Consider the following 24,122-nt stretch of genomic DNA (forward strand, 5'->3'; position numbering starts at 1 on the left):
TATCTAGTAACTTATTAAAACTTTATAACTTTTTTGTTATTTGAGGCTAAGCGTTTTAACTTCATTTCATTTATATTTGCAATTAGAATACATTTGACATTTTTCACCAAACATATCCTATTTGACCATCTTTATCTTTTTTTAACCATATATTCCATTATTCCGGATAAACAATAACCTTAATTGCTTCTCCACTTCGCATGACTTCCATTCCTTCATGTATTTTATCTAAAGTTATACGATGTGTTATGATTTCATCTAAATTTAAAAGATTCGTTTCCAAAATCTTAGTAACCTTCGGGAAATCAAAATTTTGTATATAAGTTCCTTGGATAGTTATTTCATTTCTAGTAATGTCATACTGTCGTACAGTGGTCTCAGCATGATCATTCATTCCTACTAATAAAATCTTTCCACCCTTTCTAACTAGTTCAAGTGATTGATTTAACAATACACCCACACAATCTATAACAACGTCTGCCCCTATTAACATCTCTTCTTTTACTATTTGGATAATATCTTCTTTGTTAGGATTAACCGTACGGGTAGCACCAGACTTTGTGGAATACTCCAATCGAAAATCAGAAAAATCAGTGCAGATGATTTTTCCTGCACCAGCAGCCTTAACCGCTTGTGTAAAAATTTGCCCAATCGGCCCAGAGCCTAATATAACTACATTATCACCTGGTTGGATGTTTATTTTTTCTATCCCATTTACGACAACGGACAAAGGTTCTGCCAGGCAAGCTACCTCTAGCGGTACATCTTTTGAAATCTTATGCACATTCATTGATGGAACCACACAATAGGATGTCCATCCTCCATCTTCAAATATCCCTATAGTGGAACTGTTTTCACACATATGGGCGTGACCGCTTTTACAATAGGAACAGTTACCACAAACAAGGGTTGGATCAATAACCACTCTATCTCCTATTTGTACTGTCGAAACTCCACTGCCAGTTTCTACTATTTCCCCAACAAATTCATGACCAAGTACAACTCCAGTAGTTGCAGGATGACCTGGTGGATCGGCTAAAATGTGAACATCTGTTCCACAAATACTAGCGGCTTCCACTTTTATTTTTACATCGTATTCAGAATTTAATGTTGGAATTTCTTTTTCCTTTAAGGTTAAGCTCCCTATCCTATCGAAAACTCCAGCTAACATAGGTTTTCCTCCTTTATGTTTTTGATTAAACGCTTTACCTAATGTGTATTATATTTGACAATAATTCACAGGTCAATAAGTTTTTAGAAATATTAGATTAAAAAAGGATTCAACTTTCCAGCTGAATCCTCTTTTTCACTTAAACCGTCTCCAATTCCTTCTTATATTCCGCTAGTGTTATCTTTTCACCAGTCTTAGCACTCTCATAAATAGCATCAATAAGTTTAGCAGTTTGATAACCATCTTCTGCTGTAACTGGTTGTTTAGATCCGCTAACTAAAGCATCAACAAATAGTCTATCTTCCTCAATATACCCCCATTTTTCAGCAAAAGATACATCAAAGAATTCTTCAATTTCAATCTTTTGATTTAAACCCGGAGAATACATCACATGATCCAAATCTTTTGTTGTGATAGTAGAGTGTTTTCCATAAACTTCTAAACTTTCAAATGGAAAACTCCAACCAGAGTGGGCATACGTAACAAACGTTGCTATTGTTCCAGATTCGTAAGTTAATAAAATTGTGAAACTATCAAATTCGCTTTCGGAAATACTTTGTCTTGCCTCACAGGTAACCGTAACCGCTTCCCCAAAGAGATATCGACTTAAATCTAGAAGGTGAATTGGTGTCTCAAAAAAGAAGCCGCCAGTAACTTCCGGATTACTTGTCCATGCTGGATTCAATAATTCTCCACGGTTCAATTTCATATGAGCAACATATGGATTAAGTTCTCCTTTTTCTATTAGACCCTTAACCTTTTTAAACACATGTGCATATCTTTGGTTCATTCCTAAATTATAAATTGCATCCGATTTTGCTGCTGCATCTTTAATTTTCTTCGCATCCGCTAAATTGGTTGCCATTGGTTTTTCCGAAAATACACTTACATTGTTTTCTAGACATGTTAATACAGCATCAACGTGTAACGTATTTGGTATCGTTACATAAACTGCATCAACACCTAATTCAAATAATTCTTCTAAGCTTCCAACAGGTTTTGCATGTTCTGTTTGTTTTGCTAGATTTTCTGCATTTTCTTTTTTAATATCGGCAATACCAATAATGTCTACACGTGGATCATTGCTTAGATTACTTACATGAGTTTGAGCAATTCCACCGGCTCCTAAAATCCCAACTTTTACTTTTGACATAAAACTCCCCCCAAAGACACGCATCGTTTATTTTATTGCTTCGAAAACCTTTCTTCTTACTTCGATTTCTTGATCTTTTTCGCAAGATTCAACAGCGGAAGCAGCCACTTCTAATGATCTTAAAGCAGAAACTGCTGTATTCACTGGTTCATTTTCATTATTTAGCACACCAACAAAATATTCCATTTCCTTCACAAAGGATTCACGGAATCTCGTTTGATATTCAGGTACAATTTCACTACTATTGCTACCATTTAAAGATAAGAACTGTACATCTTGATTACGCAAGCTTCCTAATTGAATCGTTCCCTCTGTCCCGATTACCTCTGAACGAATATCATAACCATAGCCCGCATTTCGGCTGGATTCAATATCTCCAAAAGCTCCTGTTTCAAAGGTGATTAAGGAATGAGCTTGATCGTAGTCATTGTATTTTTTCAAATATTCATCCATTAATACTTTGCCAACAGACCTAATAGATTTAATCTCTGAATCCATTAAATATCGTGCTGCATCGAAATCATGAATCGTAAAGTCATGGAATATACTTCCACTTGTTTTTACATAGGATTCAGGTGGAGAACCTGGGTCCCTTCCAACCGCTTTGAAGTAGATTGGTTGTCCTATATCCCCTTGTTCAATTCTTCTTTTCGCTTCTTGATATGTAGGATCGAATCTTCTCATAAAACCAACTTGACAGATGACATTATTTCTATCAATTGCATCAATTACTTCATGAGCTTCCTCAATCGTTTTTGTAATGGGTTTTTCAACAAAAATATGTTTACCACTTTCAGCAGCACGTTTAATTAAGTCTGCATGGGTATAATTCGGCGTTGTAATCACAACTGCATCAACATTATCATCCTCGAAAACTTCTGATAGATTCGTTGTCCAATTATGAATACCTAATTTATCCGCTGCACGTTTCGCACTTTCTTCTCGCGTTGCTGCAACCTTTTCAATTCTAGCATTCGGTACTCGATGCTGAATATTAGATGCATGTAAGAAACCTAAAGTACCGACTCCAATAGAAGCAATACGTATTTCCTTAGTCAAATGAATAGCCTCCTTTTATACTCTAACTAAAATAATAGAAGTTGATTTTCAATGATTTCCTTTTAAATTAAACGCTTACATTAAACAGTGATATGAGGGTAACCGCTTAACTTTAATCTAAGTATAGTTTAATATGATATTATAGTCAAACAATTATGTTATTTCCACCCTTTAAGTTAAGCGCTTTACTAATAGGTAAAACAGATGTCTGTTGCACCCGTTTTACCTATTTTTATACTTCTTTCGTTGATTTCCTTTTTACAAGATCCGGAACCAATGTGATACGTACTTCATCATCCCTCTCTCCTTTAAAAATAGAGATGATCAAATCCATTACTTCCCTCCCCATTCTCTGGATAGGTTGTGACATCGTTGTTAATGGAGGATCCACAATCGTTGCAATACTTGTATTATCAAATCCGACAATCGAGATATCGTCTGGTACATTTAGCCCTGCCTCTTTGATAGCTTGAATAGCTCCTATTGCTAGTAAATCATTACATGCAAACACGGCAGTTGGTATCTCTTCACTCTCAAGATATTCTATAGCACTGATGTTTCCTGCTTTTACAAGACTTTGCTTTTTATCTTCAATAAAATGAAGGTCTTTCCGAGGTTCAATATGATGCTCTCTTAAAGCATCTTTAAAACCACGTATTCGCTCTCTATTACTATAGACATCTAAAGCAATAAATCCGATATTTTTATGACCTAATTGAAGTAAATGATTGGCAGCTTGATAGCCTCCCATATAGTCATCTAACGCAACCGCATTGATAGAGAAATTAGGGTAATCTCTTGCAACAATAACTACTGGAATATCTTCTTTCATTAATTCTTGAACTCTTTCTAAGTTTTCAAAACCAGAAGCTAAAATGAAACCGTCTACTCTTTTTTGCTTAAGTAAACTTATGTATTTATTCTCTTTTTCCTCCTGATAGTCCGTGCTGCAAATGACGATATTATAACTTAGTTCATGTGCCCGATCCTCAATACTTCTTGCTAATTCAGAGAAAAATGGGTTAGCCAAATCTGGTATTATTAGTCCGATTGTTTTTGTCTGTTTCCCCGTTAAAGCAGATGCAAGCATATTCGGTTCATAATTTAACTTTTCCATCGCTTCATGTACCCGTTTTCTCGTTTTCTCACCAATCCTCCCCTTCTTATTAATCACATTTGAAACGGTAGCTATCGAAACATTTGCTTCTTTTGCTACATCATAAATGGTAACTTTCACTCCTAATCATCCCTTTTCGTACGCTATTCATTTTCTAATAATATTCTTTATGTAAACTTGAAGCAGTATATATATGTATTATTATACATGGTGAGGTACTTTGTACAATAATTTATGCGGTGAAGGTGAGGAGAAAACCAAAGTTTTAAAGTTACCTTTCCGCTTTATCAAATTTCTAAAGAAAATAGAGAGAAAAATTACTCTTTCTCTCTATTTCATCTTATTCAACTATTCTTTCCTTATATTCATTGGCTGAATCCTTACGCTTAACTTCCTGTCTACCCCAAATCACAATCAGCACTGTCGTGATAAGACTAACAACTCCAAGAAAATAAAAACCTGATTCCAGCCCAAATGAAGAATTAATGATTCCCGTCACGAATGGTCCAATAAATATACCAATAGCATAAATAGATTGATAGGCTCCCATTGCGGTAGCCCTTTTTTCCTGAGAAATCGATTGAATAGACATACTTAGTAATAATGGAAATACAAGTCCCAATGCAAATCCGGCGAATGCTTGCACGATAAGAAACAACACTTTAGATTCTGCAAAAGGCACTATAAAGGTAAATACCGCCGTTAGAAAAAATGCTGCTTTAAGTGCTGGCCATTCTCCTATACGTGGAACTAAAACATTCCCCATAAACAATGTTGCAATAGCATGAGGGATCATAAAAGCAAAAACAATCCACGTAATTTCACTCGGTTTAAACCCTACCTGTAATGCAAAAGTGGAGGTGAAACCAAACATCGTGGAGAACATAATACTATGAGCAATGATAGATAGAAAAGAGACTTTAAGAAGATTAGATTCCCGAATGACAGTTGCCAGCTCTTTAAATTGAATGGGTTGGGATACCTCTTTTTCTTTTGGCTCATAAATGAAAAAGGATAGAATTAGGCCGATTATACTAAAGAAAGTCCCAATCCAAAATGGCGATTTCCATCCCCATACCTCTACCATATACCCACTGAAGCTCATTCCAAGGAATTGAGCAAGTACAACGACGAAAGAAATACTTCCCATTGCAACATGTACTTTATCCTTAGAAAAATAAATTGGGTACAAAACAGTAAATGCTACCCAAGAGGCAGCTGCAAGTCCCGCAAATGAACGCGCGAGTAATAACCACCATGTGCCATCCATTGTAATAAAAATCAAGCAACTTAATAAACTCATTACCATTCCGGCAATAATGAACGGTTTTCTAAGTTTCATCATGTCTGATCTTATACCGATTGGCAAACGAAACAAAAGTTGCGTAATTCCATAACTTCCTAAAACAATTCCGATAAAAGTATACGGTGTACCTATCTCTTCCATGTAAGGAGAAAGGATTGGAACATATAGGAAATGAGGGAACCACAATAGAAAAGAAACAACAATAAAAAGAGCTTTATTTCGTGACATAGCTTTCGACATATGTAACCCCTTCCAACACTAAAAGTTAATAAAGCCGAGTGATAATCCTCGGCTTTGTTATTTTTATAATTTACCCGTTAGAAACTGTGCTTCACCGAAACCGAAGCTCCAGTCTGCAGCACCATTCGTCATAATATTAATCATAATATCGTTTGGTTCAATACCACATCTTTCCCCTAGTTCCTTCACAAGCATATCATAAAAGTCTTTTTTCTGTTTGTCACTTCTTTGAGTACTTCTCATGGAAATAACAACGACTTTATCACTTCTTTCAAAACCTAAACCAGTATCCTGAATAATCATTTCATTTGAACGATGTTGACTAACGATTTGATAACGATCTCCTTCAGGGACATTAAAAGCCCTCACAACCACATCATGAGTAGCATCTAATAATTCTTTTATTTCTTCATCCGTTCTTCCTTCAATTATATCAAACCTTAATAATGGCATAAATATCCCTCCATAAATGTTTTATTTTCCTGTTACCATCAATTTAATATTATGTTTCTTCATGAAATCTAAATATTGATTTGCTGGTTGTTTATCAGTTACAAGATGATCAATTTGTTCTAACCTACAGTAAGTTGTTAAAGAATACTTGTCGAATTTATGATGATCTACTAATAGGAACACATCATCACTTTTTTCCACAACACATGCCTTTAAATCACTTTCGACAGGGAGGGAATTCGTGACTCCATTTTTCAAAGATATACCAGAGGAAGCTAGAAATGCTTTATTAATGTTATATCCCCTAATTACTTCTTTGTTATGAATACTTGTTAAAGATTTAGTTTTACGTTCGAGCATTCCACCAGTAGAAAAAATATTTAAATTCTCAAATGGTAGTGCAGCAATAACAAACTCCATATTATTCGTTATAACCGTTACCTTTTTATGCTTAATAAAATGAAACATTTCTACTGTAGTTGTACCCGAATCGAGAAAAATGATATCACCATCTTCCACATAGGAAGCAGCTTGCTTAGCAATTTGTTGCTTTGCAGCCTGATTTTGAATACTTCTATCTTTATATGGAATAATAGTTGATCGATTTACGGATACACCGCCATATATCTTACTAAATTCCCCACTTTTTACTAATTCGTTCACATCTCTACGTATCGTGTTCTTTGAGACATCAAACACTTTAACCAATTCATCTAAAGAAACCGTTACATTATTTTTAATGTATTCATTGATTTCGTCCAATCTTTCAACTTTCAACACTTCTATTCCCTCCCTCCATAATGTAACCTTTTTCGTACCTTAGTTATATCATACCATAAAATAACCAAAAGTTAACCACTATTTACTATAAAACATAAATTACTATATTTTTTATTGATAAAACATAACCAAAATAGTAAAAAAAAACACAAAACCTAACTATTTAAAGATGAATGGAATAGAATTTTATTTAGGGGTGGTAACGAATGAATGAGCCTGATTATGGAATAAGAGGATACAAATATCGGATTAATTAATCAATAAACTTGAAATTAGCAAAAAAAGTAAGCATTTAAGCTTACTTTTTCGTCACAACAACTTCAATATTATTTTCTTTGGCATAACGAATATATTTATCGGGTATACTATCTGAAATTAAGTAGTTGATTTCATTTAATTGACAATATGTCGTTAACGCTGCTTTGTCGAATTTACTGGAATCCACCAATAAAAAACTTTCTGCACTTTCTTGAACAACCGTACTCTTTAGCCCACTTTCTAACGGAAGGGAATTCGTAACTCCATTCTTAATGGTGATTCCAGTAGACGCAATAAACGCCTTTGTAATATTATAAGAAGTAATTAATTCATCATTATGCGCACTAGTAAACGAATTTGTTTTACGTTCTAGCATCCCACCAGTAGAAAATACACTTAAATTATTATAAGGAAGCGCCTTAACAATAAAATCAACATTATTTGTAATAATCGTTAATTCCTTCTCTTTTATAAACTCTACCATTTCCACTGTAGTGGTACCAGAATCAATAAAAATAATGTCTCCATCTTGAACAAATTCAGCCGCAGCCTTTGCTATTACCTGCTTTTGCTTATGATTCCGAATTTGTCTATCTACATATGGAACCGTAGAGGTAGATTTGTCTACGGAAACACCACCGTAAACTTTCTTGAATTCTCCCCCCTCAATTAGATCATTCACATCTCTTCTGATTGTATTTTTGGATACATTAAATTTTTCAACTAATTCGTCCAGGGAAACACTGCCGCGCTCAACGATATATTCCTGAATCAAATCCAAACGTTTTGTTTTTAACACATACACTCATCCCTTTTTTATAATTATCATTATCATACACTATTTTTTAACAAGTAACCAAATAACATAAGAAGTTCATAACCTTAAATGTATATATATAATTTCTTTAAGAGAATAAGTTGGTTAACTTATGATTTCATTCTAACATTGATACCGCTTTCATTCAATGGATTTGTATAGGTTGATAAGTAAGACTATTTATTCCGTTTATAAATCTACAACTTTGTATATCTCCCTACGATTGCTTCCGTCACTATATAAAGTAAAGTTATTGACAAGTGTCAACCCGTCTTATTGCGCAACTAAAACAAGGATGTTCTTAAATCATATAATTACCTAAGAACATCCTTTCATTTAATTTTTATTCATTAGGCTCTAACAATACTTTAAACCCACCCTTATTCATCACAATATCAAAACCCTTTTCCCATTCTTCCAATGGTAGTTTATTAGAAATAAGAGGTTTCACATTTACTTTCTCAGATTCTAGTAATTGTAATGCCCTAACCCATGAAGTAGGTTCCGATGCATAACTATTCGTAATATTAATTTCCTTCATTAGTGCCAAGTCATGATCAAATAGAATTTTCTTACCAAACAAACCGACTTGAACGTATAAGCCCGTTTTCTTTAATAAATGTAAACAATTATCCGCAGATGGTGCTACTCCAGAACACTCAAAAGCTACATCAAATGTTCCCATAATAGATTGTAACTTTTCTTGTTCTCTCTCATCATCAACCACGATAATATCCATTGCACCCAATTCTTTAGCGAGCTCCAGTCTTGCTCGATCCTGTGAAGTACCAACTACCGTCACATTTCCACCGCTAGCTTGTACCACTTGTTGAGTAAGAAGACCTATCGTTCCTGGTCCAGAGACAATAACCGAATCACCCGCTTTTACTGTCGCTCTTTCAATTACACTTCGTACGATACATGCAAGGGGTTCACTGAGTGCGGCTTCATCCATACTTATATTTTCTGGAATTTTGTAAGTAAGCTCTGCTGGAACAACCACATATTCTGCAAATGCACCGTTCACACCAGATCCTATAGATTTTCTTTCTTCACATAACATAAGTAATCCATGCTTACAGTAGTAACAATTTCCACATGTTACTGCTGCTGTATGAGAAACAACTCTATCCCCTTTTTTGAAGTTAGTAATTTTGGAACCAACTTCTTCTATGTAGCCGGAATATTCATGGCCTAACGCAACTGGATAATTTGCTGGATACTCATCCTTAAGAATATGAACATCCGTACCGCAAATCCCTGTCGCATGAACCTTAACAAGAACTTCAGATTCTCCTGCTGAAGGTTTATCTAGTTGTTCCAGTCCAATATTTTCTTCACCTGGTCCCTTTTTTACTAATGCCTTCATGAGTTATCTCCCTTTGCTTAATTGCTTATTTGTTGTTATTTACAGAACTATTATTAACAATATCCACTTTCCCATCTTTCCCCACAAAAACTTTATCAGCCATATTAATAAACAATCCTGTCTCCACAACACCTACTATTCCAATTAGTTCATTATGTAGTTTCTCAGGTTCAGTAATCTTCTGGAAATCACAATCTAATATGTAGTTTCCATTATCTGTCATAAATACTTCTCCATCTTTTTTTCTTAATACTGGTTCACATCCAAACTTTTCAATTTTACTGAATGTTACTTCCCAACCAAAAGGGACTACTTCAATTGGTAGTTTGAATGCACCTAAATGATCCACCATTTTAGAATCATCGACTATGACATAAAATTCCTTAGCTGATGCAGCAACTACTTTTTCACGGAATAATGCACCGCCGCCACCTTTAATTAATTGAAAATTAGGATCCACTTCATCCGCTCCATCAATCGCGATATCAAGCTCCTGAACTTTTGAGAAATCTGTTAATGGTACACCAAATTCCTTCGCCCATTCCGCTGTTTTATTCGCTGAGGGTACGCCAACAATATGAAGTCCCTCTTCTTTCACACGTTCCCCCAATTTTTTCACCGCATAATACATGGTGGAACCATAACCTAATCCAACTTTCATTCCATCTTTTACATATTTAACCACTTCTTCACCAACTAATTGTTTCGTTTCATCGACTTGGTCCATTTCCAAAATCCTCCTATTCCTTATGTAAACCTTTTCTTCTATTCATTATAAACGAAAAACGACAAATTTACTTATAAAATAATAATATTTGTTTGTTTCCTAAACAATTTCTATTATACTAGGATATAGTAATACTATAAATATATTATATACTTATTCGGAAGGAGTTTGACAATGTCAAATAATGTAGAACAGCTATCAGTAAATACGATCCGTACTCTTTCAATTGATGCGATTGAAAAGGCTAACTCTGGTCACCCAGGTTTACCAATGGGGGCTGCACCAATGGCATACACTCTTTGGACTGACTTCATGAATCACAATCCAAAACATTCGAAATGGTTTAATCGTGACCGTTTTGTACTTTCTGCAGGTCATGGTTCCATGCTTTTATATAGTTTGCTTCATCTATCAGGCTACGATGTCTCCATGGATGATTTAAAATCATTCCGTCAGTGGGATTCTAAAACTCCTGGACATCCTGAAGTAAACCATACAGATGGTGTCGAAGCAACAACTGGTCCACTTGGACAAGGTATTTCAATGGCAGTTGGTATGGCGATGGCAGAAAGTCATTTAGCTGCTAAATATAATAAAGAAGATTTAAATGTGGTTGATCATTTCACTTACTCTCTTGTTGGTGATGGAGACTTAATGGAAGGTATCTCTCATGAAGCAGCTTCTTTAGCTGGTCACTTAGGCTTAGGTAAATTAATCGTTCTTTACGATTCGAATGATATTTCCTTAGATGGAGATTTAGATAAATCTTATTCTGACAATGCACAAGAACGTTTCAAAGCATACGGTTGGCAAGTTCTATATGTAGAAGATGGAAATAACCTAGATGAAATTAGAAATGCAATCAAAGCAGCACAAGAAAACACAGAACAACCTACGTTAATTGAAATTAAAACAGTAATCGGTTACGGATCACCAAATAAATCCGCTAAATCCGATTCCCACGGTGCTCCACTTGGTACAGACGAAGTGAAATTAACAAAAGAGTTCTATAACTGGGAGCATGAAGCTTTCCACGTACCAGAAGAAGTTTACGCTGACTTTAACGAAAAAATTGTAAAAGACGGTGCAGAAAAAGAAGCACAATGGAAAGATCTTTTCAACACATACAAAGAGAAATATCCTGAATTAGCAAATGAACTAGAATTAGCAATCCATAACAAACTTCCTGAAGGTTGGGAAAAAGCGCTACCACAATTTACTCCAGGTGAGGACACATTAGCAACTAGAGCGTCTTCTGGTAAAGTATTAAACGCTATTGCAGATGCTGTTCCAAACTTCTTTGGTGGAAGTGCGGACTTAGCTGGTTCTAACAAAACAATGATGAATAAAGAAGAAGACTATTCAAAAGAAAATTACGCAGGACGTAACATTTGGTTTGGTGTTCGTGAACATGCGATGGGTGCTGCATTAAACGGTATGGCACTTCATGGTGGACTAAAAGTGTATGGTGGTACATTCTTCGTATTTAATGACTACCTACGTCCATCTATTCGTCTAGCATCCATTATGAATCAACCGGTTACTTATGTATTAACTCACGATTCCATTGCTGTAGGAGAAGATGGCCCAACTCACGAACCAATCGAACATTTAGCAGCATTACGTGCAATGCCTGGTCTTTCTATTATCCGCCCTGCAGATGCAAACGAAACTTCTGCAGCATGGAGATTAGCGGTAGAATCTACTGACACGCCAACTGCACTTGTTTTAACTCGTCAAAACCTTCCAACATTAGAAGGTACTGGTTATGAAGGAGTACAAAAAGGTGGCTACGTACTAGTAGATTCTGAAAAAGAAACTCCAGATGCGCTTCTTTTAGCAACAGGCTCTGAAGTACAATTAGCTGTACAAGCTCAAGCTGAATTGAAAGCTAAAGGAATCGATGCCCGTGTAGTAAGCATGCCATCATGGGATCGTTTTGAAGCTCAAGACGAAGCATACAAACAAGCTGTTCTTCCATCTGAAGTAAGAGCTCGCGTAGCTATTGAAATGGGAGCAACTCTTGGATGGGGACGCTATGTAGGCCTAGATGGTAAAGTACTCGGAATCGATCGTTTTGGAGCATCTGCACCAGGAGATAAAGTGATTGAAGAATACGGATTTACAGTTGAAAATGTAGTGAAAGCTGTAGAAGAAGTATTAAATCCTACATTTGCTTAAATTTTTATATTGAGTTAGGTTTAACTAAAAATGCGGAACCTTTTTAAAGGTTCCGCATTCTTTATTTGATCGTTTAAATCACAAATAAAGTAAAAAACGGGTAGCTAAATTTCTAGCTACCCTAACACCGCTTCAGAGGAGGTAATAGTCTTTAGTAAAAGACGAGAGGAAAATTATTAAGAAAGGCTTGCTTCTTCCATTAAAAACTTAGCAATACCAAGCTGCGCCAACGATAATTAGAAGGATAAACAGAACAACGATTAGTGCGAAGTTGTTACCTCCACCATATCCTCCTCCGTATCCTGCTCCTGCTACACCGTATCCATATCCACCATAACCACAATTACCAAAACCGAATCCCATAATAACACTCCTTACCTTATTTTATATTAATAACCGAAACCAACGTACGCAGATCCAACAATAATTAACAAAATAAACAACACAACGATCAAAGCGAAACCTTCACCATATCCTGTTCCACCACTCATAACATTACACCCCCCTTAAGCCTTATATAGTTACTATATGCTCTCGGAATAAATGGCGACATGGATAAAATCCTAGTTTTAGACGTTTTACAGGATTCAAACAAAAAGCAGTAAGATGAGAAGGTAAATCCATAGGTAATTTGACTCCATATCGTTTTGCGGAATAAATAAGATCGAATACATAATTCAGCACAACTCAAAAGAGCAGCCCATTCACATGGACTGCTCCTGCAATATCATATTATTTATTTTATCTTCGTTTTAGATAATGCTGCTTCGTCTACTATAAGTGTTACATTTTCATGATTCTTTAAAATTGATACTGGTACTTGTTCGCTCACATCGCCTTCAATTAATTTAGCAACAGCATCTGCTTTATTTTCACCAGAAATGAGTAGCAATATTTCTTTACTTTGCATAATTGTTTCAGGCCCCATTGAAATAGCATGGGTTGGCACTTCATCTATAGATGCAAAATATCTTGAATTTGCCTTGCGAGTAGAATCCGTTAATTCTACAACATGAGTTTCCTTCGTAAATGGTGTTCCTGGTTCATTAAATCCAATATGACCGTTCACTCCGATACCTAACACCTGTAAATCGATACCACCAGCATCACGAATCATTTGCTCATATTCTTTACATTCTTTATCCATATCTTTTTCTAATCCACTTGGCAAATGAGAATTTTCTTCTTCTATATCGACATGATCTAAAAATTTATCATGCATAAAGTAATGATAGCTATTCGGATCTTCTTCAGCAATTCCAACATACTCGTCTAAATTGAATGTTGACGTATTTTTAAAGGAAACGTTCCCTTCTTTATTCTTTTTAATCAAGCATTCGTACATACCTTCTGGAGTAGAACCAGTTGCAAGTCCTAGTACTGGTTTTTCCAACTCTTGCATTCTCTCCACGATTATTTCACATGCTTTTTCGCTCATTGCTTGGTAATCTTTCACTTGAATTATTTTCATCTTCATTCTCCTTTGTATGAAACGACTCCGCAAGAAATAGTATACTTAATATGAAGCTGTTCATCAAGAAGTAATATATCTGCATCTTTCCCAATCTCAATGGTCCCTTTTCTGTCAAATACACCAATTTGCTTTGCTGGATTTTCCGAAGCCATTTTCACGATATCTTTTAGACCTACCCCGTCTAACTTCATCATGTTACGAGCTGACCCAATCATCGTTAACATACTTCCTGCAAGTGTACCGTCTTTTAGTGTTGCCTGGTCCTCCGATACTTTTACAGGCTGACCACCTAATTCATAAGCACCTGGAGGTAATCCCTTCGCCCGCATCCCGTCTGTAATTAAGATAAGCCTATCTCTACCAATCATATCGTAAATCAACTGAAGCATTTCTGGAACGATATGGATCCCGTCAGAAATTAATTCCGCATGCAATTCCTTTAAAAGAAAAGCCGCACCGACCGCTCCTACATCACGGTGATGAACCCCATTCATCGCATTACATAAATGAGTAAGTTGGCTCACACCGAACTTTACTGCTTGCTTCATTTTTGGAAATTGAATAGCGGTATGACCGGCCGAAACGTTTACACCGGATTTTGCTACTTCTTGGATAAAAATACCTTCTACATCATGTTCAGGTGCCATCGTTATCGTTTTAATTTTTCCACCCGATATTTGTTGCCATCTAAAAAAAAGTTCAACATTTGGTTTTTGAATAAATTCCTTCGGTTGCGCTCCTGCTTTAGATGGTTCAACAAATGGCCCCTCCAGATGAACGCCTAATAATTCGGCTTGCCCCTTCTTATTCTCATATGTAGCTATGTTTTTTAGTGCCTTTTCAATATTTTCGTTTGATTGTGTAATCGTCGTTGCTAAGAAACTTGTCGTTCCCTCTTTTGGTAAAAATTCAGTAATGGAATCTAAGGCCTCTTCTGTTGCATCCATCGTATCGGCTCCGTTTGCGCCGTGAATATGGGTGTCAATAAATCCAGGAATAGCTATTAAATGGGTAGCATCGATAACCTCTACTCCGATATCTTCTAATTTAGAGCTTCCCATTTCAATGTTTTTAATTCGGCCTTCTTCTATATATATATTCCCTTTGACATACATATCATTCATAACTATTTTTGCATCTTTTATACAAAGGTTGTTCATTCGTATCTTTCCCTTATTATTCCAAATTTTCCGCAGCCCGAATACACTTCGCTTTCCGCGGGCGGCTGTTGAGCCCTCCTTGAGCTATCGCTCTTCGGTGGTCTCACCTAGGCCTTTCCTCCCGCAGGAGTCTACGTGTATTCGGGCTGCTCCGTGCATATACAATGTTTTTTCTTTTGCATACTAATTTTAAAAAAGATTTTATTTATGTAAATCTATTTGTTATATCTATAAAAAGTCCCCGAAGTTTTACATAATAGGTCTCCTTCTTCATTATGTACTTCGCATTCCATGAAGCATACTTTATATCCTTCTTTCGTATATCTTGCTGTAGCAGTAATATTACCAGTGGTTGCTGCTTTAAAATAAGAAGTTTTCAATTCTAGCGAAACATATGGTGCATCCTTTAAGTGAAAATTCAAATGCCCCATTGCCGTATCTGTCATAAATGTGTAAACTCCCCCATGAACAATCCCACTTGGATTAAGCATCACTTCAGATATTGGACACGTAATTGTACATGTTCTATTTTCATCATCATAATTAAAATCAAATTGAAAAAGGTTAAACAGAAATATACTCTCACGATCAATCTTTCTTTCGTCGTAAGCCTTTTCAACTAAACTCATAAACTCTTTTTTCTCCATTACAATTCCCCCTACCCCTTTTGATTTTCTCTTTCATCATATCACAAAACTTTTAAACCCAAATAGTTTCCTAATCAGAATTTGCCATATAATTGTCAAAATTAACCCCCTTCATAAATTGCACTATTATTTAAAATGGAATATGATGAAAGAAAACAATAAAATAGGTAAAAAGTCTGAGTATTTAAGTCTAACAACCTCGAAAAGGAGTATTTCTATGTCAATTGTAATAGAAGAAAAAACACAGCATATCACCATGATGTTAAATAGTACGATTACATCCGTTAAAAATGTTATCCCAATTCCACATCAAGTTTCTGAACCTAGTATTCTACCAACCCCACTTAACATTCAATATGGGGTACTTATAGGTCTTACAGGTGATGTGAAAGGTAATCTCGTTCTAACTGGGAATCCAAAAATCTTCAGCGCAATCGGTGAGAGTTTATTTGGAATGCCAATTGAGGGTGACATGCTTAGTTCCTTTAGTGGTGAACTAGGGAATATGATTGCAGGTGGATTAGCAACTAGTATTTCTACCCAAGGGATAAATACAGATATTTCCGCACCGACTATTTTGCAAGGTAACACAAACTTAACTGGTTTCGGAAAGGCTATTCGTTTAACGATCCAGTTCGAATTAATGGGAAACCTAGATATTTGTCTGCTTTTAGATTAATATTCTAACACTTTACAAATAGGAATTTTGACCGATATAAATAATAGAATGCTCACCATTGAGCCTTCAATGTTTAGAACAAAGGTGCAAGCGCCCGTTTAGTGACGTATAGACTGGACTGAGCCGTAGGAGATAAAGGAAACACGGTGAGCGTAAGCGAGCCGATGTTGACTTATCGTACGGAGGTGAAGGAAGTCTACTAGTCACTGGGCGCTGGAGCCGGACGTGGCTATTTCGGTATCTAAGTTATCCACAGCCATACATGTTTTTTAATTTCCTAGAAAATTAAAAAACAAAGCGTTGCCCAAGCTCAGGCAATTACCTTAATCACACTTATGCAGGACATTCATATCTGCCAAAAAGAAGGGAGACTTATCATTGGTAAAGGTATTAATTACAGATGATGCAGCATTTATGAGAATGCAACTTAAAAATATGATTACAGAATTAGGTCATGAAGTAATTGGGGAAGCTGAAAACGGCCTCGATGCAGTAGAAAAGGCAAAACAACTAAATCCAGATTTAATTACGATGGATATTACAATGCCGGAAATGAACGGGGTTGATGCGGTGAAACAAATTAAGAGTGATAATCCTAATGTCAAAATCATTATGTGCTCCGCTATGGGACAACAAACTATGGTTGTCGATGCTATTAAAGCGGGTGCGAATGATTTTATCGTTAAACCATTTCAGAAAGAAAGAATACAAGAAGCGTTAGAAAAAATCCTTTAAAACACAAAATCGAGGTGTTCCTAATGAAAAATCTACTTAAATTTAAAAGTGTTCGTACAAAGATTGTATTTGGTTTTTCTATCGTTATCGTTCTTACACTTTTATCAAGCGTTCTAAATACTAACTCTATTATAAAGTCCAATAAGAAAGTTGAAAACTTAATCGATAATGAATTAGAGCTTTTATTATTGGATGAGCAGTTATCAGGAAATATGGCTAATCGAACTGGTTTAATTCGGGGTTACTTATTATATGGTGAGCAAGATTATATGGATAGGTTCCAAAACGGAACAAACAAAAGTACCGAATTAATAAATCAAGCTCGTGAACTAAGTGATTCCGAAAAATTGGATGAATTAGTAAATGAAAAAGTAGAATGGGAACAATTAGCAGATAAAGTTTTCTTAGAATATAGTAAAGGGAACAAAGAAGAAGCATTAGAAATAATGAAAACAACGGTAAATCCGCTAAGTAGACAATTAATGGACGGTTTTGATGAATTAGCAATAGAGAGAGAAGAAAAAATTGTAAAATTAGGAAATACCGTTCAAGAAAATGGTAAGCGAATTGTTACTACAGGTATCATTACGGCTATTATCGTACTTTTACTAGGGATAATAACAGCCTTGATTACATCTAAATCAATTGTGGACCCAATCAAAATCGTAATGGAAAAAATGAAAGAAATCGCAATGGGTAATTTAAATAATGAAGCAATACATACTGATTCTAGAGATGAGCTTGGACAGCTTATTAACGCCACTAATGATATGAATAATAGTATGCGCAATATCATGTTAACAATTAGTGAGGTTACAGCTACTGTTTCTTCTCATAGCGAAGAACTAACACAATCAGCAAATGAAGTACGTTCTGGAACCGAACAAATTTCTACTACTATGGAGGAATTAGCTTCTGGTTCCGAATCACAAGCAAATATGACGACGGATTTATCATCTATGATGAAAGATTATACGGAAAAAATCGAACAAACAACAGAAAATACAGAGCGAGCAACGAATGAATCCAATCAAGTGCTTGTATTGGCGAACGAAGGAACAGATTTAATGAATTCTTCTATGAGTCAAATGGAAAATATTGATTCAATCGTTCAGGATTCTGTGAAGAAAGTTCAAGGTCTCGACGAACAATCACGTGAAATCTCAAAATTAGTTGTCGTTATTCGAGATATTGCAGACCAAACGAATTTACTAGCTTTAAATGCAGCCATTGAAGCGGCACGTGCCGGTGAACAAGGTAGAGGTTTTGCCGTTGTGGCAGATGAAGTGAGAAAACTAGCAGAACAAGTTGGACATTCTGTATCCGATATTTCTAATATTGTTGGATCCATTCAAAATGAAATTAATCAAGTAACTACTTCCTTAAACAATGGATACCAAGAAGTGGAGTTAGGTACAAATCAAATCCGCTTAACAAATGAGAAATTCAATACAATCCAACATTCTATTTCAGAAGCAGTGAACAGCATTAATTTCATTAATACGAACATGTCAGACATTGCGGCGAGTAACCAGGAAATGAACAGTTCCATTTATGAAATTGCCGCTATCTCGGAACAATCTGCAGCCGGTATTGAAGAAACCTCTGCTTCATCTCAACAAACAAGTAGTGCGATGGAAGAAGTCGCAGGAAGTGCTAATGAATTAGCTAGATTAGCTGAAGATTTAAATGGATTGGTACGTAATTTTAAATTATAAAGAAGACTTGGTACAGGTGGAGTTTTAGTAACGCCGTGTAGATAAAAGTGAAGGATAGTTCAGAGCATGAACTATCCTTTTCTGTATTCTCGTTAGTCTATCTTCTAATCACAGTCTACCTTTAATGGCTTTGGCCTACCTAGATAATAACCTTGTCCAAATAGGATTCCTAACCTTTTAATGATATTTAATTCTTTTACATTCTCTACCCCTTCCTGAATTAAATACGTATTCATGCTTTCACAATAATTTACGAAGGATTTTAACATTTCTTGTTTGGATTCATTCGTTGAAATTTGCTCCACAAAATATTTATCTATCTTTACAATTTGTGGAGTTAAATCAACAAGGGCTCTCATGGATGCTGTTCCCTGACCGAAATCATCAATTGCGATGAAATAGCCCCGTTTCTTACACTCCAATACGTTGGATTGAAAGGATTTCATATCAACCACCACGTCACATTCATTTAACTCCAGAATAATCTGCTCTTTCCTTAACTTTGCTTCTAGTATGATTTTATCTAAAATTTCTAGAAAATCAGGCTGCATTATAGTAGAAGGAAAAATATTAAGAAAAAGCTTGATTTTGTCTGTCATCACTTCTGAATGAACGAGTGTATAAATGGCCTTCTTTATATTTTTTAATTCTAATTCATACAGTTGATTATTCTTTTTTGCGGCTTGAAATGCTTCTTGAGGATTGGAAAACAAGCTCGAACGAAACAACGCCTCATAACCAACAACTTGCTCTGTATTTATGTTATATAATGGTTGAAAAAAATGATAGAATTCCTCCTGTTTAATTAACTCATCAATATTATTAACTGTCATTTATTTATCTCCTTTACAAATTCTCAATAAATAAAATAGCGAATGGATAACTGGTAATACTTTGCTCTCATATAGATTGAAAAATATAATCTATCCAATACTATATTCACAGTTAAAATAACGAGGTAAACACAATATAATTACAAGTGCAGACAGGAAATTTGTCATTAGAGGGTGTTTAAGAACAAATTAAAATATCTGTTTCAGGTAGAAAAATAAAAAATTCTAGCTTTGAGGGGGAAATTGTATGGAATAAAACGGAGTTATCAGATAGTAGATACATTTAGGAACAGACCAAAGTTACTAACAATTGAGACGGTATCTTCTATTATGATTGGCCTTTGGCAAATAATCAAGGCAAAATTGAACAAAGTGAATTATCTTTATAAGATTGCTAACTGTTGGACAAAATGAAGTTTATTCAATCCTGTTGATATTACTGTTACTCGAGGAAAACGATTAGGAAAGGGCTGATGCATAATGGTATAGATTTCTTTAGTTTTCGCAGGGTTATGTGAAATATTTGGTGTAAGCAATAGGTCTAAAAACTTATTTCATAACTTTCGTGATTAAAGGCAGATATCCGACTTTTGAACTTTTAGTGTAGCATTTTTCTCATCAAATTCTAATCTTCCTCTCACCTCTCTATAAACTTAACTGGATATAGTGTAGATAAGATATTACAAGGAGGAAGAAGAATGAACAAAATGTTAGTAACTGGAATTGTAACGGCAGGAATTTTATTAGGTGGTTCAACAATAGTAGGAGCAGCTATGAATGATAATAATGAGGTAATTGTGAAAGATGAGGCTATTAAGTCAGAAGAAGTTGCGCAGTCAAAGAATGTTGCATCAGCGAAGGATTTTCTTTCAGTAGAAAAGGCTAAAGAAATTGCTTTATCCGAACAAAATGGCCGTATCGATAGTATCGATTTAGAAATGGATGATGATGGGTATTCTTATTATGAAGTAGAAATTGAAAACGGTGATGCAGAATATGACATCTACATCGAAGCTTATACTGGAGAAGTATTACATGTAGAGAAAGATGATCACGATGATATTGATTATAAACACAACAAAGCTCTAGAAAACATCATTTCTATTGAAGAGGCTAAGAAAATCGCGGTAGAAAAAGTCGGCGGTAAAGTATTCAAAATAGAATTAGATGAAGACGACAATCGTTATGAATACGAAATCGAACTAAAAACAAATAATGGCGAAGTGGATATGACAATAGATGCTGTTACAGGGAAAATATTAGAACAAGAACTAGATGATTAAAATAGAAAAGTTTCACGGGATTTTCACAACAAAAATCACATTATGAATGAAGGCTTAGAGAATTTTATCTCTAAGCCTTCATTGTATGGGCGATTACTACCATACTTGCGTTTGAAACCTAGCCTTCCTTTTTCTCAACGCGCTATTCATTGCTATTGGAAAACCGGACTATATCGGTTATTTTTCTATTGCATGATTGAAAGTGATTTTACACACACTAAGTTAGAAAACTTGGCATTCGCCAAGCCTTTGGGCGAATGACTTAGTTGCACTTATGCAGACGGGAAGGAATTTATACTTTCCTTACTGCCAAAAAAGGAGGATGATCATGAGTACAAATAAAGACAAAAAGAAAAAAAATAAAAGTAAAGAAGAATTAAATGCCATGAAAGGCGGAAAAGAAAGACATCGACGAAATAGATCTTAAGAAAAACATAGGGGGCAGAAGGTTGCCCCTTTTATTTTAAAGTTGAATTATTATAAATTAAAAATAATCCCCATAAGAGAATAGATAATGACCGTTGAAAAAAGAATGGTCATATGAATTAAAGAATAAATAAACATGGATTTAGCCCATTTCTCTGAATCCATCTTCTTGTAACCAACTATACTTAAAAGAAGCCAAACAACACTCAAAAGAAGCGCCACTAACATAAGTCCCATACTTAAGGAACTAAAAAGAAAACTTATTGCAATTAATACAATTAAATAAATGTTCGTTTGTATATATGTCCTCTTAATCCCTTTTACCACTGGCAACATAGGTACCTTTGCAGCCTTATATTCGTTATGTCTTCGAATAGCTATGGAATAAAAATGCGGCATTTGCCAAATAACGGCGATGATAAATAGACCAAGGGCCGCTGGATGTGTAATGTCTGGATAAATAGCAGCCCACCCAATTAGGGGCGGCATTGCTCCAGAAATACTTCCAATCTCCGTATTGAAAACCGTCCTTCTTTTACTCCACATCGTATATGGGACAACATAAAAGAATAAACCTAAAAACCCAAGAAGAGCCGCTAATGGAGTAGTTAATGCAAGAGATATGATTCCGAAAATAGACATGAAAATAGCAAGCCATAGTACTGTTTTAGGATTTATTTCTCCCGTTACAGTAGGTCTAATTTTAGTTCTCTCCATGATTGTATCTATGTCTCGATCATACAAATTATTAAAAGCCCCTGCTGCTCCTATAACTAATATAGTACCAATAAAAGCAAATATAATTTCAGGCCATTTCTCAAAAATACTGATTTGATAGGTATATAATGACAATGTCAATCCTGCAAACATTGGAATCAAATTTGATTTGATGATTCCTGTTTTAATAGTTTGAGCCAAAATTTTTGACAAAGGCAGATTTTCTACCTTCCCCATCTATGTTCACTTCCTTTTTTCTGGATGATTTCTTACTTCATCAAATAAAAGATGATAAAACTAAGCAGAATTAATATACCATATTGTATTTGTTAAAGTCATTGATTTTCCCACTTTATCTGAATTATGTCGTCTTCTATCTTCACACTTTTTTCACTATTACTTTTGTGGTTGTCTCTCGCAAATATGTAACTTTTCCTATATTATTTTAAGTAGAGTAGCTTTTACAAAAATCGGAGTGACCTATGATGAATACAAATAAAGCATTACCAATCTTGTTTGCTGTCATGTTTCTCGTAATGGTTGGTTTCGGAATTATTATCCCTGTCCTCCCCTTCTATGCGGAAGAACTGGGTGCATCGCCAACTGAATTAGGGTTATTAATGGCAGTTTATTCACTTATGCAATTGATTTTTGCTCCTATGTGGGGCAAGGTTTCTGACCGAATTGGGCGCAAACCCGTCATTATGATTGGAACATTAGGATTAGCTCTTTCGTTTTTCTTAATGGCAATTTCCTCACAATTATGGATGCTATTCGTAGCAAGAATTATAGGTGGGGTTTTATCTTCTGCCAATATGCCGACTGTCATGGCATATGCAGCAGATATCACATCTGAAGAAGATCGTGGAAAAGGAATGGGAATTGTTGGTGCTGCAATTGGACTAGGATTCATATTTGGTCCTGCAGTCGGCGGTATTTTCTCAAAATCAAGTTTAAGTACACCTTTTTTCTTAGCAGGAATCTTTTCTCTGTTCACTTTCTTCATGGTAATGTTCATTTTAAAAGAATCCTTATCTGTTGAAAACAGAAGAAAAAAATCCCCTGGAAAATCTGGAGGCTTATTAATAACGTTAAGTGGCCCAACATCTATCATGTATTTCCTATCATTCTTCGTTACCCTTTCTTTAGCTGGGTTAGAAGCAACTTTTGCCTACTTTGCTGCAGAAAAGGCTGATCTTGGTACAACGGAACTAGGGTATATTTTCATGATAATGGGGCTAGGTAGTGCCATTGTACAAGGTGGTATGGTTGGCGGATTAATTAAACGATTTGGGGAAGGTTTTGTTATTCAAATAGGAATCTTTGTTTCTGCCATTGGTTTTTTACTTATTTTATTTACCGAAAACTTTGTAACAGCAGCTATTTATTTAACTATCTTTGGTTTAGGAAATGGAGTCATCCGTCCAGCCGTTTCTTCTTTACTGACGAAGCGTTCTAGGAATGGACACGGCGGTGTAACAGGGATGATTTCGTCTTTCGATTCACTTGGTAGAATCATTGGTCCACCATTAGGCGGCTGGTTATTCTCGATTTCTATTGGATTACCCTATGTTTCCGGTATTTTACTATCGATTATTGCGTTTGTACTGTTTCGAGTATTTTCTGCATCAAAGTCGAAAGGGATTAGTCGTGGGAATTAGGGGTTGAATCTTATGGTGTAGAGTGGTTGATATTTGGATTTTGGAACGGATATCAGTATTCAAACTTAAATATCCAGCATTCAAACCCAGATATCAGCATGCAAACTCAGATATCAGCATTCAAACTCAGATATCAGCATGAAAACCCAGATATCAGC

The 24,122-nt window shown here is 35.4% G+C and carries 22 protein-coding genes and 1 pseudogene; 6 read left to right on the forward strand and 17 right to left on the reverse strand.

The annotated features are described in order from the left end of the window. Positions 1-157: 157 nt before the first annotated feature. From A9178_RS06380 to rpiA, 10 genes are all read right to left on the reverse strand, one after another. Complete coding sequence (locus A9178_RS06380; RefSeq protein ID WP_068673458.1) at positions 158-1,171, reverse strand: zinc-dependent alcohol dehydrogenase; 1,014 nt, start codon at positions 1,169-1,171, stop codon at positions 158-160. A gap of 139 nt (positions 1,172-1,310) precedes the next feature. Continuing rightward, a complete protein-coding gene (locus A9178_RS06385) occupies positions 1,311-2,324 on the reverse strand; it encodes a Gfo/Idh/MocA family protein (protein ID WP_068673460.1) in 1,014 nt (337 codons plus the stop codon). A 27-nt stretch (positions 2,325-2,351) separates the two neighbouring features. After that, positions 2,352-3,383 carry a Gfo/Idh/MocA family oxidoreductase gene (locus tag A9178_RS06390; protein WP_068673462.1) on the reverse strand — a complete coding sequence of 344 codons (1,032 nt, stop codon included), beginning with the start codon at positions 3,381-3,383 and terminating at the stop codon, positions 2,352-2,354. A gap of 232 nt (positions 3,384-3,615) precedes the next feature. Next, positions 3,616-4,620 carry a LacI family DNA-binding transcriptional regulator gene (locus A9178_RS06395; RefSeq protein ID WP_068673464.1) on the reverse strand — a complete coding sequence of 335 codons (1,005 nt, stop codon included), beginning with the start codon at positions 4,618-4,620 and terminating at the stop codon, positions 3,616-3,618. Positions 4,621-4,840: 220 nt separating this feature from the next. Next, entirely contained in the window at positions 4,841-6,046 is a 1,206-nt protein-coding gene (locus A9178_RS06400) for an MFS transporter (protein WP_068673466.1), read from the reverse strand. A gap of 63 nt (positions 6,047-6,109) precedes the next feature. After that, positions 6,110-6,499 (reverse strand): tautomerase family protein, encoded by a 390-nt coding sequence (locus A9178_RS06405; protein ID WP_068673468.1) that lies wholly within the window; start codon positions 6,497-6,499, stop codon positions 6,110-6,112. 21 nt (positions 6,500-6,520) lie between these two features. Next, positions 6,521-7,279 carry a DeoR/GlpR family DNA-binding transcription regulator gene (locus tag A9178_RS06410; protein ID WP_068673469.1) on the reverse strand — a complete coding sequence of 253 codons (759 nt, stop codon included), beginning with the start codon at positions 7,277-7,279 and terminating at the stop codon, positions 6,521-6,523. A 298-nt stretch (positions 7,280-7,577) separates the two neighbouring features. Further along, positions 7,578-8,336, reverse strand: a complete 759-nt coding sequence (locus A9178_RS06415; protein ID WP_068673471.1) for a DeoR/GlpR family DNA-binding transcription regulator — start codon at positions 8,334-8,336, stop codon at positions 7,578-7,580. Between the two features lie 361 nt (positions 8,337-8,697). Further along, positions 8,698-9,723, reverse strand: coding sequence for a zinc-dependent alcohol dehydrogenase (locus A9178_RS06420; RefSeq protein ID WP_068673473.1), 1,026 nt, complete (start codon positions 9,721-9,723; stop codon positions 8,698-8,700). Between the two features lie 25 nt (positions 9,724-9,748). Further along, a complete protein-coding gene (gene rpiA, locus A9178_RS06425; RefSeq protein WP_068673474.1) occupies positions 9,749-10,450 on the reverse strand; it encodes a ribose 5-phosphate isomerase A in 702 nt (233 codons plus the stop codon). 174 nt (positions 10,451-10,624) lie between these two features. Here rpiA and tkt point away from each other — a divergent pair, with 174 nt between their 5' ends. Further along, positions 10,625-12,631 carry a transketolase gene (tkt, locus tag A9178_RS06430; RefSeq protein ID WP_068673476.1) on the forward strand — a complete coding sequence of 669 codons (2,007 nt, stop codon included), beginning with the start codon at positions 10,625-10,627 and terminating at the stop codon, positions 12,629-12,631. A gap of 207 nt (positions 12,632-12,838) precedes the next feature. Here tkt and A9178_RS19635 read toward each other — a convergent pair. From A9178_RS19635 to A9178_RS06450, 5 genes and pseudogenes are all read right to left on the reverse strand, one after another. Beyond that, positions 12,839-12,925: pseudogene (locus A9178_RS19635) on the reverse strand (YjcZ family sporulation protein); the annotation flags it as partial. Between the two features lie 95 nt (positions 12,926-13,020). Next, a complete protein-coding gene (locus A9178_RS18590; RefSeq protein WP_082918115.1) occupies positions 13,021-13,122 on the reverse strand; it encodes a YjcZ family sporulation protein in 102 nt (33 codons plus the stop codon). Positions 13,123-13,367: 245 nt separating this feature from the next. Then, complete coding sequence (gene nagB / locus A9178_RS06440; RefSeq protein ID WP_068673480.1) at positions 13,368-14,102, reverse strand: glucosamine-6-phosphate deaminase; 735 nt, start codon at positions 14,100-14,102, stop codon at positions 13,368-13,370. A 2-nt stretch (positions 14,103-14,104) separates the two neighbouring features. After that, positions 14,105-15,265: an N-acetylglucosamine-6-phosphate deacetylase gene (nagA, locus tag A9178_RS06445; RefSeq protein WP_068673482.1), complete on the reverse strand. Its 1,161-nt coding sequence runs from the start codon at positions 15,263-15,265 to the stop codon at positions 14,105-14,107. Positions 15,266-15,480: 215 nt separating this feature from the next. Further along, a complete protein-coding gene (locus A9178_RS06450) occupies positions 15,481-15,912 on the reverse strand; it encodes a PaaI family thioesterase (RefSeq protein WP_068673484.1) in 432 nt (143 codons plus the stop codon). A 217-nt stretch (positions 15,913-16,129) separates the two neighbouring features. Here A9178_RS06450 and A9178_RS06455 point away from each other — a divergent pair, with 217 nt between their 5' ends. From A9178_RS06455 to A9178_RS06465, 3 genes are all read left to right on the forward strand, one after another. Then, complete coding sequence (locus tag A9178_RS06455) at positions 16,130-16,591, forward strand: chemotaxis protein CheX (RefSeq protein ID WP_082918116.1); 462 nt, start codon at positions 16,130-16,132, stop codon at positions 16,589-16,591. A 378-nt stretch (positions 16,592-16,969) separates the two neighbouring features. Next, a complete protein-coding gene (locus tag A9178_RS06460; RefSeq protein WP_082918117.1) occupies positions 16,970-17,326 on the forward strand; it encodes a response regulator in 357 nt (118 codons plus the stop codon). 23 nt (positions 17,327-17,349) lie between these two features. Beyond that, complete coding sequence (locus tag A9178_RS06465; protein ID WP_068673486.1) at positions 17,350-19,044, forward strand: methyl-accepting chemotaxis protein; 1,695 nt, start codon at positions 17,350-17,352, stop codon at positions 19,042-19,044. 104 nt (positions 19,045-19,148) lie between these two features. On the opposite strand, the gene A9178_RS06470 is transcribed toward A9178_RS06465, so the two are convergent. Then, positions 19,149-19,877: an EAL domain-containing protein gene (locus tag A9178_RS06470; RefSeq protein WP_068673488.1), complete on the reverse strand. Its 729-nt coding sequence runs from the start codon at positions 19,875-19,877 to the stop codon at positions 19,149-19,151. A 698-nt stretch (positions 19,878-20,575) separates the two neighbouring features. Between A9178_RS06470 and A9178_RS06475 the strand changes: the two genes are divergently transcribed. Beyond that, entirely contained in the window at positions 20,576-21,160 is a 585-nt protein-coding gene (locus tag A9178_RS06475; protein WP_068673490.1) for a PepSY domain-containing protein, read from the forward strand. A gap of 477 nt (positions 21,161-21,637) precedes the next feature. On the opposite strand, the gene cyoE is transcribed toward A9178_RS06475, so the two are convergent. Further along, entirely contained in the window at positions 21,638-22,540 is a 903-nt protein-coding gene (gene cyoE / locus A9178_RS06480; protein WP_068673493.1) for a heme o synthase, read from the reverse strand. 248 nt (positions 22,541-22,788) lie between these two features. On the opposite strand from cyoE, the gene A9178_RS06485 reads away from it, so the two are divergent. Further along, positions 22,789-23,964 carry an MFS transporter gene (locus tag A9178_RS06485; RefSeq protein WP_068673495.1) on the forward strand — a complete coding sequence of 392 codons (1,176 nt, stop codon included), beginning with the start codon at positions 22,789-22,791 and terminating at the stop codon, positions 23,962-23,964. The last annotated feature ends 158 nt before the right edge of the window (positions 23,965-24,122 follow it).

The organism is Oceanobacillus sp. Castelsardo (assembly GCF_001659985.1).
GTDB lineage: Bacteria > Bacillota > Bacilli > Bacillales > Amphibacillaceae > Oceanobacillus.

Coding starts and splice junctions, on each gene's coding strand:
- A9178_RS06475 (WP_068673490.1), top strand. CDS start 20,576: ATGAACAAAATGTTAGTAACTGGAATTGTAACGGCAGGAATTTTATTA.
- A9178_RS18590 (WP_082918115.1), bottom strand. CDS start 13,122: ATGAGTGGTGGAACAGGATATGGTGAAGGTTTCGCTTTGATCGTTGTG.
- rpiA (WP_068673474.1), bottom strand. CDS start 10,450: ATGGACCAAGTCGATGAAACGAAACAATTAGTTGGTGAAGAAGTGGTT.
- cyoE (WP_068673493.1), bottom strand. CDS start 22,540: ATGGGGAAGGTAGAAAATCTGCCTTTGTCAAAAATTTTGGCTCAAACT.
- A9178_RS06405 (WP_068673468.1), bottom strand. CDS start 6,499: ATGCCATTATTAAGGTTTGATATAATTGAAGGAAGAACGGATGAAGAA.
- A9178_RS06420 (WP_068673473.1), bottom strand. CDS start 9,723: ATGAAGGCATTAGTAAAAAAGGGACCAGGTGAAGAAAATATTGGACTG.
- A9178_RS06485 (WP_068673495.1), top strand. CDS start 22,789: ATGAATACAAATAAAGCATTACCAATCTTGTTTGCTGTCATGTTTCTC.
- tkt (WP_068673476.1), top strand. CDS start 10,625: ATGTCAAATAATGTAGAACAGCTATCAGTAAATACGATCCGTACTCTT.
- nagA (WP_068673482.1), bottom strand. CDS start 15,265: ATGAACAACCTTTGTATAAAAGATGCAAAAATAGTTATGAATGATATG.
- A9178_RS06400 (WP_068673466.1), bottom strand. CDS start 6,046: ATGTCGAAAGCTATGTCACGAAATAAAGCTCTTTTTATTGTTGTTTCT.
- A9178_RS06380 (WP_068673458.1), bottom strand. CDS start 1,171: ATGTTAGCTGGAGTTTTCGATAGGATAGGGAGCTTAACCTTAAAGGAA.
- A9178_RS06455 (WP_082918116.1), top strand. CDS start 16,130: ATGTCAATTGTAATAGAAGAAAAAACACAGCATATCACCATGATGTTA.
- A9178_RS06385 (WP_068673460.1), bottom strand. CDS start 2,324: ATGTCAAAAGTAAAAGTTGGGATTTTAGGAGCCGGTGGAATTGCTCAA.
- nagB (WP_068673480.1), bottom strand. CDS start 14,102: ATGAAAATAATTCAAGTGAAAGATTACCAAGCAATGAGCGAAAAAGCA.
- A9178_RS06465 (WP_068673486.1), top strand. CDS start 17,350: ATGAAAAATCTACTTAAATTTAAAAGTGTTCGTACAAAGATTGTATTT.
- A9178_RS06470 (WP_068673488.1), bottom strand. CDS start 19,877: ATGACAGTTAATAATATTGATGAGTTAATTAAACAGGAGGAATTCTAT.
- A9178_RS06450 (WP_068673484.1), bottom strand. CDS start 15,912: ATGGAGAAAAAAGAGTTTATGAGTTTAGTTGAAAAGGCTTACGACGAA.